The organism is Arthrobacter tecti (assembly GCF_054511355.1).
This window is the reverse complement of the sequence record NZ_JBTNCT010000020.1, coordinates 10,378-22,792: the sequence shown is the minus strand read 5'-3', so window position 1 is coordinate 22,792 and position 12,415 is coordinate 10,378. Positions and strand designations below refer to the sequence as shown.

The window sequence follows — 12,415 nt, the reverse complement described above, 5'->3', positions numbered from 1 at the left end:
CAAGCCCTTCTTGAACCCGCCGAAGCTGCGCTTACGTTGCGTGCAATGCTGGCGCTACCCGACGACGTCGTCCGCCGCCTCTCGCTGCGGCTGTTCCTCTTCGCCGGGGTTGTCAGGCAGCTCGAAAGTGAAAGTCGTTCCCCGCCCCAACTCGCTCCGGCAATGAATCTGCCCGCCGTGCTCTTCGACGATGGAGCGCACAATAGCCAGGCCCAGCCCGACTCCGGGAATCGCCGCCTCGCGCACCGCCGTCGTGCGGAAGAACTTCGAAAAGACCTCTGCAGCGTCCTCCGGGCTCATGCCCATGCCCTGGTCCACGACCTCGCACACAACTGAGCCGGGCATGCGTTGCGCCCGCACCGTAACGGTGCCGCCGGACGGCGAATACTTCACCGCGTTGGACAGCAGGTTGTCCAACACCTGGCCGATGCGCGCAGGGTCGCAATGCGCGCTGGTCCCCTGCGGCACATCATTGACGACAACGACGCCGGCTTCCCTCCCCCGCGCTGCGATGGCACCCACGGATTCACGGGCAATGTCCCCCAGGTCGCTCGGAACCGGTGACACATCCGGCGTGCCTGCGGCAGCGGCAAGGAGGTCGTCAACAAGTCTCCGGAGCCGGCTGACGTTTCGTTCGATGACGTTGAGGCCCGACAGTACGTTCGCCGGCGGTTCGTCGTCGAGCAGGATCTCCAGGTGGCCGACGATCACGGTAAGCGGCGTGCGCAGCTCGTGCGAAACCATCGCAACGAACTCCTCCTTGGCGTTCAACGCTTCAACGAGGTCCGTCACGTCATTGAAGGCCAAAACGGCACCCTCACGATTTCCGGCCTCGTCCAGCATCACGCGCGCTGAAACCGAAAGAGCCCGCTGTTCGGGATGCTCCCCTATCCGGATGAGGTGGTCTGAGAAGGTCTCGCCCTGCACGGCGCGGTACGCCGGTCGCATCTCGGCGGGGACGGGGGTCACGCCGTCGGCCTCGAACAGGAGCAGTTCCTTCTCTGGTGCGTCGTCCCTCCCCTTCGGCAGGCCGATCCGGTGTATCTCATGCTGGCGCCGGTTGAACAGGATGTCGTGGCCGTCCGCGTCGATGGCGAGAAGGCCGACGTCGACGGTGTTCACCGTCGCATTCAGTAGCCGCTCACGCTGCGCACTTTTGTGGAGGAGTTGCTGCAGGGCGTGGTCCTTGTCCTTCATGGCCCGCTGCTGGTCCATCATGCTGGCTGTCATCACCCGGATGGTCACGGCAATTCCGAAGATGATGATCGGCAACAGAATGGATTGCGTGAGCTGGGTCACCGTGACGTCCGGATTGTTCACGAACAACGGAACCCAGATCATGGCCAGCGGACCGAGGAAGCTCAGCGCCAGGCACAGCCGTGGATACAGGTCCGAAGCGCAGAGCCACACCACCGGAAACACCGCCAGCAGACCTATTCCGAGAAGTTCCGTCCCCGCGCCCGTTCGCAGAAGCGACACGGGAGCGAAGTTCAGTACCGGAATGATGAGGAACAGCCCGTACTTCATCCGGTCCCACGGGATGGCCGCACACAGCAGCAGGATGAAGGCACTGAGGACGACGCCAGCTCGGTAACTGGCGCTCTCCCACACCTGCGGATGCAGGATCGCACTCCCGAGCGCGAGCACACCCACCGTGATGGACATCGGCGCCTGGCTGAGAAGCACCCGTGTCCGCATCGACATTTCGTGGAACTGCCGGGTATTGAACGTCAGATAAGACAGAACGTTGTCCATCGCTCGGTGCTCCTCACGGTCAACTGCGGAACGTGCGGTGCATCTGTCCGATGCACCGCACGCCGGATGCCTCCACTCTATAGAGCACCCACTCACGCGCCATCAGTTGCGCGCATAGTTGTTGAAGAGTTAGCGCACTTCCACGCCGGCAGTGTCCTTGCGGGAGATGGAGACCATGTCCTCACGCGGCACCACCTTGATCCGCTCCCGGACCACGCCGTCGATCTCGGTCACGGCATCACCCAGACCGCGTTCGTGGGCATCGAGGGCCAACCAGCCCTCCCAGGTTGTGTACTGCACACCGCGCGACTCAAGGAGCTCGACGACGGCGGTCTCCGCCGGCGCGTCCGCGGCGGGCAGGCTCTCGAGGTCTTCCAGCAGGTACGTGACGGTCTCCAGCGCGTCGCCCTTGGTGTGCCCGATCAGGCCGACCGGCCCACGCTTGATCCAGCCCGTCGCGTAAACGCCGGGCACGTGGGTGCCGGCGGCATCCAGGACGCGACCGCCGTCGTTCGGGATCACGCCGCGGCGGTGATCGAACTCGACCTCCGGGAGGGCCGAACCGAAGTAGCCCACCGCGCGGTATACGGCCTGCACGGGGTAGTCGATGAACTCGCCGGTGCCCACGGCGTTTCCGGTGCCGTCGAGCTCCGTGCGCTCGAATTTGATACCCGCAACCTTGCCGTCCTCACCGAGCACCTCCACCGGATTGTGCAGGAAGTGCAGGTGCAGGCGGCGCGAGGCAGTGAGCTCGGAAACATCCTCGGGCTGCTCCGCGATCCAGTTGGTCAGTGTGCCGACCATGGTCTTGGTCTGGTTGTTCGTTTGGATCTGGCGGTCGGATTCGGCGTCGAACTCGAAATCCTCAGGGTAGAGCACAATGTCTACGTCGCGCGAGTGGGACAGTTCCCGTAGCTCCAGCGGCGTGAACTTCACCTGGGCCGGTCCGCGCCGCCCGAAGACGTGCACATCGGTCACGGGGGATGCCTTGAGTCCGGCGTAGACGTTGTCCGGGATCTCGGTGACCAGCAGGTCCTCGGCGTGCTTGGAGAGCATGCGCGCCACGTCGAGGGCCACGTTCCCGTTACCGATGACGGCGATCTCCTTCGCCTCGAGCGGCCACTCCCGCGGCACGTCGGGGTGCCCATCAAACCAGGACACGAAGTCCGCCCCGCCGAAGGAACCCTCGAGCTCGATGCCTGGGATATTGAGGTCGGCGTCCTTGATCGCGCCGGTGGCGAAGATGACGGCGTCGTAATGGGCCGCCAGGTCCTCCATGGTGAGGTCCGTGCCGTACTCGACGTTGCCGAAGAAGCGGATGTCGCCACGATCGAGCACCTTGTGCAGCGCATTCACGATGCCCTTGATACGCGGGTGGTCCGGCGCAACACCGTAGCGGATGAGGCCGTACGGCGCGGGGTAGCGGTCATAGAGGTCGATGCTGACGGTCAGCGCACCGCTCTTGACGGCCTCGCTCTTCGTGAGGATGTCCGCTGCATAGACACCGGCAGGACCTGACCCGACAACGGCAACGCGCAGGGCACGGGCGTGGGGGAAGGGGGAAGGTTGCGACACGGCTGTGTTCCTATTCTTGTTCATACGAATTCGAAGTTTGAGATGCTTGATCGGCTGGCTGCCAGTGCGGGGAGAGCGTCACCACATCACCGACGACGACGACGGCGGGAGACTTTACCCCCTGCGTTGCCGCGAGATCGGCGATGGTTTCGAGGGTTCCGGTGGTGACCCTTTGGGAGTCCATCCACCCGTTCTCGATGATGGCGACGGGCGTAGACGGTTTGCGGCCGCCGCGAATGAGCGACGCCGCGGACTGGGGCAGGAGCGAAACCCCCATCAGCAGGACCAGCGTGTGATCGCTGCCCGGCGGAATGAGCCCGGCCTGCTGCGTGATGTCCTCATGACCGGTGATGACGCTGAAACCCTTCGCCACTCCCCTGTGTGTGACCGGAATACCGGCGGCGGCAGGTACCGAGATAGCGGAAGTGACGCCGGGGACAACCTCCACGGGCACGCCGTGGTCGCGGCAGTAAGCCTCTTCCTCGCCTCCGCGGCCGAGCACGTACGGGTCACCGCCCTTGAGGCGCACCACGCGGTTTCCGAGCAGTGCCTGCTCGACCAGGATCCGGTTGATTTCGTCCTGCGGCACCGGGTGGTTGCCCGGGAGCTTGCCCACTTCGATCACCTGGACATCCGCTCCCAGCCCGGGAATCAGCGCCCGCGGCCCAAGCCGGTCAGCGACGACGACGTCGGCCATGGCCAGGAGTCGGCGACCCCGGGTAGTGATGAGGCCGGCGTCGGCAGGTCCGCCGCCCACCAGAGCGACGGAACCGATCGCGCCTTCAGAAGACGAACGCCGGTGGCGCCGCAGCGGGAGCTCACCAGAGTCCAGCGCGGCAGCGACGCCGTCGCGCAGTGCGGCGGCCCGTTTAGGATCACCGTTGGTGTTGACTGCAACAGTCACGTCGTCGACCTTTGCCACGGCTGGTACCCAGGCGCGGGAGGCCGTGTGATCACCGCCCTTGACGCACCAGACGCGGGCGGCATCGGCGTCGGCGGCCACCCGATCTTCCACTGCGGGAGTACCGGAGTGGCTGAGGACCAGCCAGGCGCCGTCGAGGTCGGCGGGGGCGTACTCCCGCTGCAGCCACTCCAGCGAACCCGCGGCAGCGAGCTCGCTGATGTCCTCACACGCGTAAGGAGCAACGACGGTGACCAGGGCGCCGTCGTCGAGCAGTGCAGGGATGCGGCGCGCGGCCACAGGGCCGCCGCCGACCACGAGGACCTTGCGTCCACGTAACTGCAATCCGAGGGGGTAGGTCATCGCGATCCTCCGATGAGCAGGCCGCGGCGGCGCAGCAGGCGGCGTTCGAGCGGACCGAAGATGAGCAGTTCCACCACGATACCGATGAAGAGGATGAGCAGGATCGCGGCGATCACGGTTGCCATCGACGAGAACTGACGCCCCTGGTCCAGCAGCGCGCCGAGGCCGAACCCGAGCGTGCCGCCCGTGGCGATGATCTCCGCGGCCATGAGCGAACGCCAGGAGAATGCCCAGCCCTGCTTCAGCCCGGACACGTAGCTGGGCAGCGCGGCCGGGAGGATGATTCTAGTGGCAAGTTCCCATCGGCTTGCTCCAAGAACGTGGCCTACGCGCCGATGCTGGTCGGGAACGTGGTCGACGCCGGCGATCAGCCCGTTGGTGATCGACGGAATGGCGCCCATAAGCACTACGAAGTACACGGTGGCATCGCTGAGCCCGAACCAGATGACGGCGGCTGGCACCCAGGCGACGGACGGCAGCACCTGCAGGCCGGAGATCAGCGGCCCGAATGCCCCGCGGAGAATCCTGCTCTGAGCCAACAGCAACCCGAGCGGCGTGGCGATGACCACAGCGATCGCGAAGCCGACGACGCCGCGCTGCAGACTGGTCAGGACCGTTTCCACCGCTTCGCCGTTCTGCCACAGCGTGCCCAGGGTTCCGAAGACATCGGCGGGGCCGGGAAGCTGGTCAGGGCGCGGGCGTGCGATCCAGATGTACATCTGCCAGGCGTAGATCACGGCAGCCAGCGCTGCGACCGGCAGGAGCGCCTTGGTGATGCTCGCCTTCCAGGAGGACCGGACGCTGGTTTCCTGCTGGAGGGCGTCGAGTCCCTTCTCGAGGGCGCGATCGTCTTCAGCGGTCAATGTAGTTGGTGCCGGCGTTTGTGAGACCCTGTTGATCTCGTCTTCGCGCTGGATGAGAGCTGGTTCAGGCTGCATGGCGGCGGATCTCCTTCCGCAGCTCGCTGGTGATTTCCGCGGTCAGCGCAGCAGGATCCTGCTCTCCGACGGCCCACTCCGAAACAACTCGTCCCGGGCGGGAAGACATGAGCAGTACGCGCTGGCCCAACCGGACGGCCTCACGGACGTTGTGCGTGATGAACACGATGGTGCGGCCGGTCTCACGCCATACCCGCTGCAGTTCGTCGTGCAGCAGGTCACGCGTGATGGCGTCCAGTGCGGCGAACGGTTCATCCATGAGGAGGACGTCGCGGTTCTGGGCGAGCGACCGCGCGAGGGCCACCCGCTGGCGCATGCCGCCGGACAGCTCGTGCGGACGCTTGTGCGCGGCATCGGAGAGGTGGACCAGCTCGAGCAACCGTGCGGCTTCGGTACGCCGTTCGGTCCTGGGAGCACCACGCAACTGCAGTGCCAACTCGACGTTCGCCTGGGCGGACAACCAGGGAAAGAGCGAGGCGTCCTGGAACATGAACGCGGCCTTCGGCGAGGCGATACTGCCCGACGTCGGCTCCTCCAGTCCCGCGATCAGGTTCAGCAGGGTTGACTTGCCGCAACCCGAAGCGCCGAGGAGCGCAACGAACTCACCCTGCGCGACGCGAAGGTTGACGTCGTCGAGCACCAGCGGCGCGTCGGCGGCGAACCGTTTGGAAAGACCTGAGATCTCGATCTGCGCGGGCGGGTTCACGGTGCTGTTCCTGCGCCGAGCCCGGCGTCGTCGTGCTCCGGCCGCCCGGCTTCCACCTGTTGGTCATTGAGCAGGGTGAGGTCAAGGATGCCTGCGAGGTCCGCGTCATCCGTTGTGCCGGCCTGGACACCGTCCTTGAGCAGTTGGCCGAGCGCATCAGCCAGCGGTTCCTGGGAGAACGTGACGTTTTCCAGCGCGCGTTCGAGGACGGGTGCGGCCAGCGGCTTGGCGTTCGCCGCCTCGAGGCCGGCGTTGATGAGGTCCGGGGTCTGTTCCGGGTTCTCGTTCAGCCAGGTGATGGCGCGTTCCTCTGCCCGGAGGAGGGCCTTAACCTGGTTCGGGTGTTCCGCGAGGTACTGCCGGTTCACCACGAGGACCGTCGTCGCGAACTTGCCCTCGGGCCACAGTTCCGCCTCATCCACCAAGACTTCAGCTCCGGCGTCAACCACGAGGCGGGAAGCCCACGGTTCGGGAAGCCAGGCGCCGTCGATGTCGCCGTTCTGGAAGAGCTGGAGCGTGGTGGCGTTCTCGGTGGGAATGATTGCTACGTCCCCACCTCCCTCGGTTGTTGTTTCGTAGCCCTGTTCGTCGAGCCACACGCGCAGCGCGACGTCCTGGGTGTTGCCCAGCTGCGGCGAGGCAAGGGTTGCACCGGCAAGGTCCTCGGGGGAATCGATGCCGGGCTTCACCACCAGTTGCGCACCGCCCGAGGTTGCACCGGCCACAATCCGCAGGGACTCACCCTTGCTCTGGACGTACGAGTTGATGGCAGGGTTGGGTCCGATGAACGTCGCGTCGATGGCGCCGGCGTTCAACGCCTCGATGGCGGAAGGTCCAGCGTTGAAGGGCTGGGTGGAAAGCTTCGTGTCGCCCAGTTCCTCGGCGATATACCCGTTCTCCAGCCCCACGAGGGCGGGCGCATGGGTGAGGTTGCCGAAGTAGCCCAGGCGAAGTTCCTCGGCGTCGGAGACGGGGACCGCCGTCGTCGTTGGTTCCGGTGCTGACTGAGCCGAGGCGTAGGCGGCGATTGCCGCGCCGGTTGCAACGGCGACCACCGCGAATCCGGCGATGACGCCCTCTAACGCGCGGCTCTTGAGCAGGAAGCCGCGCCTGGAGGAGCGCTTGTTCAGGTTCTCGTTGACGGGTCGGTTGATGGAATCTTTGGGGCGGTCATATGTCATAACGTTCGTCCTCGCGGGCCGCCAGTTCCAGGTGGTCGGATTCCACCAGGCCTGCGGCCAGGGTGTTGCCGTCGGAGGGGTCGATGACCAGGAAAGCTCCGGTGCGGCGGAAGTTCACGTAGTTGTCCACGGGCAGCGGTGCTGCCAGGCGAATGTGGACTGTCCCGATGTCGTTGAGCTCAAGGCCCGACGCCGGTTGATCGGCGAACGTGGAGAGATCCAGTTTGTTGATGACCTGACGAACCAGTCCCTGGACCGTCTTGCTGCCGTGCTTGATGAGGAGCCGCGAGCCCTCTTTCAGCGGCTTCGGCGACAGCCAACAGAGTGCTGCGTAGAGGTCCTGGGTGGGTTGTGGAAGGGCTGCTGCGGGTCCCGCTTCGGCGAGGAGGTCTCCGCGGGCGATGTCGATGTCGTCGGCGAGCCGAAGCACCACTGACTGCGGCGCGAAAGCCTCAACGAGCTCCTGACCTGCAAAGTCGATGCCGGTCACCGTGGTTTCACGGCCGGACGGCTGCACCGTCACGGCGTCGCCCACGCGGATGGAGCCGGCAGCAACCTGCCCGGCGTAGCCACGGTAATCGCGGTACTCCTCCGCGTCTAGCCCGGGAGCCACCGCGCCCTGCGGACGGATGACCGTCTGCACGGGGAAGCGGAACGCCTCGATGTCCGTCTCAAGATCCGCGAGCGCGGGCAGCTGCTCAAGGGTTTCCAGCAGTGACGGCCCGTTGTACCAGGGGGTCTTCTCCGACCGGTCCACCACGTTGTCACCTTCAAGGGCGGAAACGGGGATGATGGCCGGTTCGTCGACCTTCAGCTCGCGGGCAGCCTGCTTGAGCTGGGCCTCGACATCACGGAAGACGGCCTCGCTGTAGTCCACGAGGTCGATCTTGTTCACCGCGACGATGATGTGAGCGACGCGCAGCAGCCTCGACACCGCGAGGTGCCTGCGGGTCTGCTCCAGCACGCCCTTGCGTGCGTCAATGAGTACGACGACGGCGTCGGCCGTGGACGCGCCCGTCACCGTGTTCTTCGTGTACTGCACATGCCCCGGGGTGTCCGCGAGGATGAAGGTGCGGTTCGCGGTGGCGAAATAGCGGTACGCCACGTCGATGGTGATGCCCTGTTCACGCTCGGCACGCAGGCCGTCGGTGAGCAGCGCAAGGTCGAGCCCCCCGCGTTCGCCACCGAAACCACGCTCAGCTGAGGTGCGGGCAACGGCGTCGAGCTGGTCAGCCAGCACCGACTTGCTGTCGTGCAGGAGCCTGCCCACGAGGGTCGACTTGCCGTCGTCGACCGAACCGGCCGTGGCGAACCGGAACAGGGTCGAGTGCTCGAGTGCTGTTTCAACTGCGGTGGTGCTCTGAACTGCTGTGCTCATTAGAAGTACCCGTCTTTCTTGCGGTCTTCCATCGCGGCTTCGGAAATCCGGTCATCTGCCCGGGTTGCGCCGCGTTCAGTGAGGGTGCTGAGGGCTACTTCGCGTACTACTGCCGCCACGTCCGCGGCGTCGGACTCGACGGCGCCGGTGCAGGACATGTCGCCCACGGTCCGGTAGCGGACGGTGCGGGTTTCAACGGTTTCCTTCTCCGTGGGCAGGGAAACGTCGCCGACCGCACGCCACATCCCGTCGCGGCGGAACACCTCACGTTCATGGGCGTAGTAAAGGCCCGGAAGCTCGATGTTCTCGCGTTCGATGTAGCGCCACACATCCAGCTCAGTCCAGTTGCTGATCGGGAAAGCGCGCACATGCTGGCCCACTGTGTGACGGCCGTTGTAAAGGTTCCACAGCTCAGGCCGCTGGTTGCGGGGATCCCACTGACCGAATTCGTCGCGGAGGCTCAGGATCCGTTCCTTGGCGCGGGCCTTGTCCTCATCGCGACGGCCACCGCCGAAAACGGCGTCGAACTTATTGGCGTTGATGGTGTCCAGCAGCGGAACCGTCTGCAGCGGGTTCCGGGTGCCGTCGGCACGGTCCTGCAGTTCACCGCGGTCGATGTACTCCTGCACAGACCCGACAACGAGCCTCACGCCAAGCCGCTCGACAGTCCGGTCGCGAAACTCGATGACCTCTGGGAAGTTATGCCCCGTATCGACGTGCAGCACCGGAAACGGAACCTTCCCGGGCCAGAACGCCTTCGTGGCAAGGTGCAGCATGACCACAGAATCTTTGCCGCCCGAAAACAGCAGCGCGGGCCGCTCAAACTCGGCGACAACCTCGCGGATAATGTGAATCGCTTCGGACTCAAGGGCGTCGAGGCTGGAAAGCCGCTTCGCTGTGGGCGCGGAGGCAGCAAATGCCGGCCCCGCCCCTTCGCCGCGCGGCTGATCTTCGATCAGTCCGCCACGCGGCTCCGACAGGCCCGATGCCACTCCCTGGCCGGCATTTGCTGCCTCTGCGCTTTGGGGGGCACCTTCAGTCTTCACGCTTGCGTCCTCAATGGTTTGGGTGGTGTGGCTCATTGGTGGATTCCGCACTCTGTCTTCGCTAGGCCGGCCCAACGGCCGGCTCGTGGGTCTTCTCCTGGGGCTACTGGACGGGTGCAGGGTTTGCAGCCGATCGACGGGTAGCCGTTGGAGAGGAGCATGTTGACGGGCACCTGGTGCTCTCCGGCGTAGTCGAGCAGTTCGTCGAAGGTCCACGCAGCGACCGGGTTGATCTTGACCAGTTTGTGGACGTGGTCCCAGGTCACCAACGGGGTGTTGGTCCGGGTGGGGGCCTCGTCGCGCCGGACGCCGGTGAACCAGGCTTCGTAGCCGGACAGGGCCTTTTTGAGGGGATTCATCTTCCGGAGCGCGCAGCATTGGGCAGGATCGCGGCCGAACAGGTCCTTGCCGTACTCAGCATCCTGTTCAGCGACCGTCTGTTCGGGCATGACATTGACGATGTTGATGTCGAGCTGCTCCGCGACTTCGTCCCGCGTGATGTGGGTTTCGGTGAAGTGGTACCCAGTCTCAAGGAACAGGACGTCAATGCCGGGATACTGCTGTGAGACCAGGTGCGGAAGCACCGCGTCAGCCATGGAGCAGGCGACTGCGGCCTGGGAAACATCGAAGTTCCGCACAACCCAGGCAATGACCTCCCGGGAATCCGCATCCCAGCCGAGTTCCTCGGCACCGATCCGGGCAAGCTCCCGCAGCTCTTCTTCTGAGCGACGGGGAAGACGCGTCTGATCCGACGCGGCAGTGAACTCAGGGGACTCACTCACTGCAGCACTCCTTCCTCGGCGCGATGCGCCCATTCGGCGAAGGTCTCGTTGTTCTCACGGTCGGCGGCGTATTGGCGCACTACGCGTTCGACGTAGTCGGGGAGGTTGTCGACGGTTACCTTGAGCCCGCGGATGGTGCGGCCGAGGCCCGCCTCTTCGCGGTTGGAGTCCGCGAGCCCGCCACCGAGGTGAACCTGGAAGCCTGGCGTGGGATCGCCGTCGGGCGTTGGAAGCATCATGCCCTTGAGGCCGATGTCCGCAGTCTGGATTCGCGCGCAGGAGTTCGGGCAGCCGTTGATGTGCAGGGCGATGGGTTGCGTCAGGGTTCCGTTGTCAACGAGGTCGGCCAGGCGGCGCTCAAGTTCGGCGATGGCCGTGGCAGCCGTGACCTTGGTCTCGACGATCGCGAGCTTGCAGTACTCGATGCCGGTGCACGCGATCGTGGAACGGCGGAACAGTGACGGCCGGGCGGAGAGGCCCAGTGCGTCCAGTTCAGTGACAAGCGGCTCCACGTGGTCCTTCTCGACATCGAGGATCACCAGCTTCTGGTGCGGGGTGGTGCGCAGGCGCGTGGTGCCGTGTGCCTCGAGCGTGTCCGCGAGGGACGTCAGGATGGTTCCGGAGACGCGGCCCACAGTGGGCGCGACGCCGATGAAGAATTTGCCGTCCTTCTGTTCGTGGATGCCCACGTGGTCGCCGGGTGTTGGTGGCTTCGGCGCGGCCGGACCGTCCGGCAGTTGAAAGCCAAGGTACTCGTCCTGCAGAATCTGCCGGAACTTCTCCGGCCCCCAGTCATTGAGGAGGAACTTCAGGCGGGCCTTGGTGCGCATGCGGCGGTAGCCATAGTCGCGGAAGATGCTGGTGACGCCGAGCCATACTTCGGCTGCGACGTCGGCGGAAACAAACACGCCGAGGCGTTCGGCCAGACGCGGGTTGGTGGAAAGTCCGCCGCCAACCCACAGGTCGTACCCTGCTCCGAGTTCCGGATGCACAACGCCGACGAGTGCGAAGTCGTTGATCTCATGGACCACGTCCTGGCTGGGGTGGCCGGTGATCGCGGTCTTGTACTTCCGGGGCAGGTTCGCCAGTTCGGGGTCACCGATGAACCGCTCGCTCAGTTCGTGGATGAGCGGCGTGGGATCGATGATTTCGTCCTTGGCAATCCCGGCTACCGGCGAGCCGAGGATCACGCGGGGAACGTCACCGCACGCTTCGGTGGTCGAGAGGTTCACGGCTTCCAGCCGGTTCCAGATCTCGGGGACATCCTCGACACGGATCCAGTGGAGCTGAATGTTCTGGCGGTCCGTGATGTCCGCCGAGTCGCGTGCGAACTCCGTCGAGATCTCGCCGATGACGCGCAACTGGTGCGTGGTCAGGGCGCCGCCGTCAATGCGGACGCGGAGCATGAAGTACTTGTCTTCGAGTTCGTGCGGCTCAAGCGTGGCGGTCTTGCCGCCGTCGATCCCCTGCCGGCGCTGCGTGTACAGGCCCCACCAGCGAAAACGCCCGTGGAGGTCGGTGCCGTCGATCGATTCGAAACCGTTCTTGGAGTAGATCTGCTCGATCCGCTCACGGACGTTGAGTCCGTTGTCCTCCTGCTTCCAGGTTTCGTTGGCGTTGAGCGGAGTGGTGCCGTCCACCTTCCACTGGCCATGCGGCTTGGCTGCAGGCCTGTTTGCCCGCGCAGGCTTGGTTCGCGCGGAAGCGTTGGCCTGGGCGGCGTCGGTCACGACTGAACTCGTCATGTAAAAACAGTAGGACCGGCTCCTGAACCCCATCAAAGGTCCGGC

At 65.2% G+C, this 12,415-nt stretch carries 10 protein-coding genes; all 10 read right to left on the bottom strand.

Going from position 1 to position 12,415, the window contains the following annotated elements; genetic code table 11:
• Positions 1 to 54 precede the first annotated feature (54 nt).
• A complete protein-coding gene (locus ACX80C_RS16675) occupies positions 55 to 1,755 on the bottom strand; it encodes an ATP-binding protein (RefSeq protein WP_459327583.1) in 1,701 nt (566 codons plus the stop codon).
• A 129-nt stretch (positions 1,756 to 1,884) separates the two neighbouring features.
• Positions 1,885 to 3,354, bottom strand: a complete 1,470-nt coding sequence (locus ACX80C_RS16670; RefSeq protein ID WP_459327582.1) for an FAD-dependent oxidoreductase — start codon at positions 3,352 to 3,354, stop codon at positions 1,885 to 1,887.
• On the bottom strand, positions 3,341 to 4,594 hold the full coding sequence (cobA, locus tag ACX80C_RS16665; RefSeq protein WP_459327581.1) for a uroporphyrinogen-III C-methyltransferase: 1,254 nt from the start codon (positions 4,592 to 4,594) through the stop codon (positions 3,341 to 3,343). Before cobA ends, ACX80C_RS16670 begins: the two co-directional genes overlap by 14 nt.
• Entirely contained in the window at positions 4,591 to 5,532 is a 942-nt protein-coding gene (locus tag ACX80C_RS16660; RefSeq protein ID WP_459327580.1) for an ABC transporter permease, read from the bottom strand. Before ACX80C_RS16660 ends, cobA begins: the two co-directional genes overlap by 4 nt.
• Entirely contained in the window at positions 5,522 to 6,238 is a 717-nt protein-coding gene (locus ACX80C_RS16655) for an ABC transporter ATP-binding protein (RefSeq protein ID WP_459327579.1), read from the bottom strand. Before ACX80C_RS16655 ends, ACX80C_RS16660 begins: the two co-directional genes overlap by 11 nt.
• Positions 6,235 to 7,419, bottom strand: coding sequence for an ABC transporter substrate-binding protein (locus ACX80C_RS16650; protein ID WP_459327578.1), 1,185 nt, complete (start codon positions 7,417 to 7,419; stop codon positions 6,235 to 6,237). Before ACX80C_RS16650 ends, ACX80C_RS16655 begins: the two co-directional genes overlap by 4 nt.
• Positions 7,409 to 8,797, bottom strand: coding sequence for a sulfate adenylyltransferase subunit 1 (locus ACX80C_RS16645; protein WP_459327577.1), 1,389 nt, complete (start codon positions 8,795 to 8,797; stop codon positions 7,409 to 7,411). Before ACX80C_RS16645 ends, ACX80C_RS16650 begins: the two co-directional genes overlap by 11 nt.
• Positions 8,797 to 9,879, bottom strand: a complete 1,083-nt coding sequence (gene cysD, locus ACX80C_RS16640) for a sulfate adenylyltransferase subunit CysD (protein ID WP_459327576.1) — start codon at positions 9,877 to 9,879, stop codon at positions 8,797 to 8,799. Before cysD ends, ACX80C_RS16645 begins: the two co-directional genes overlap by 1 nt.
• Positions 9,876 to 10,658 carry a phosphoadenylyl-sulfate reductase gene (locus tag ACX80C_RS16635; RefSeq protein WP_459327575.1) on the bottom strand — a complete coding sequence of 261 codons (783 nt, stop codon included), beginning with the start codon at positions 10,656 to 10,658 and terminating at the stop codon, positions 9,876 to 9,878. Before ACX80C_RS16635 ends, cysD begins: the two co-directional genes overlap by 4 nt.
• Positions 10,622 to 12,355 carry a nitrite/sulfite reductase gene (locus tag ACX80C_RS16630; protein ID WP_459327627.1) on the bottom strand — a complete coding sequence of 578 codons (1,734 nt, stop codon included), beginning with the start codon at positions 12,353 to 12,355 and terminating at the stop codon, positions 10,622 to 10,624. The genes ACX80C_RS16635 and ACX80C_RS16630 overlap by 37 nt, the downstream gene beginning before the upstream one ends.
• Between the last annotated feature and the right edge of the window lie 60 nt (positions 12,356 to 12,415).

Excerpts from the sequence above, each read along its gene's own strand:
- ACX80C_RS16675 (WP_459327583.1), bottom strand. The coding sequence starts at position 1,755 with ATGGACAACGTTCTGTCTTATCTGACGTTCAATACCCGGCAGTTCCAC.
- ACX80C_RS16670 (WP_459327582.1), bottom strand. The coding sequence starts at position 3,354 with ATGAACAAGAATAGGAACACAGCCGTGTCGCAACCTTCCCCCTTCCCC.
- cobA (WP_459327581.1), bottom strand. The coding sequence starts at position 4,594 with ATGACCTACCCCCTCGGATTGCAGTTACGTGGACGCAAGGTCCTCGTG.
- ACX80C_RS16660 (WP_459327580.1), bottom strand. The coding sequence starts at position 5,532 with ATGCAGCCTGAACCAGCTCTCATCCAGCGCGAAGACGAGATCAACAGG.
- ACX80C_RS16650 (WP_459327578.1), bottom strand. The coding sequence starts at position 7,419 with ATGACATATGACCGCCCCAAAGATTCCATCAACCGACCCGTCAACGAG.
- ACX80C_RS16645 (WP_459327577.1), bottom strand. The coding sequence starts at position 8,797 with ATGAGCACAGCAGTTCAGAGCACCACCGCAGTTGAAACAGCACTCGAG.
- cysD (WP_459327576.1), bottom strand. The coding sequence starts at position 9,879 with ATGAGCCACACCACCCAAACCATTGAGGACGCAAGCGTGAAGACTGAA.
- ACX80C_RS16635 (WP_459327575.1), bottom strand. The coding sequence starts at position 10,658 with ATGGGCGCATCGCGCCGAGGAAGGAGTGCTGCAGTGAGTGAGTCCCCT.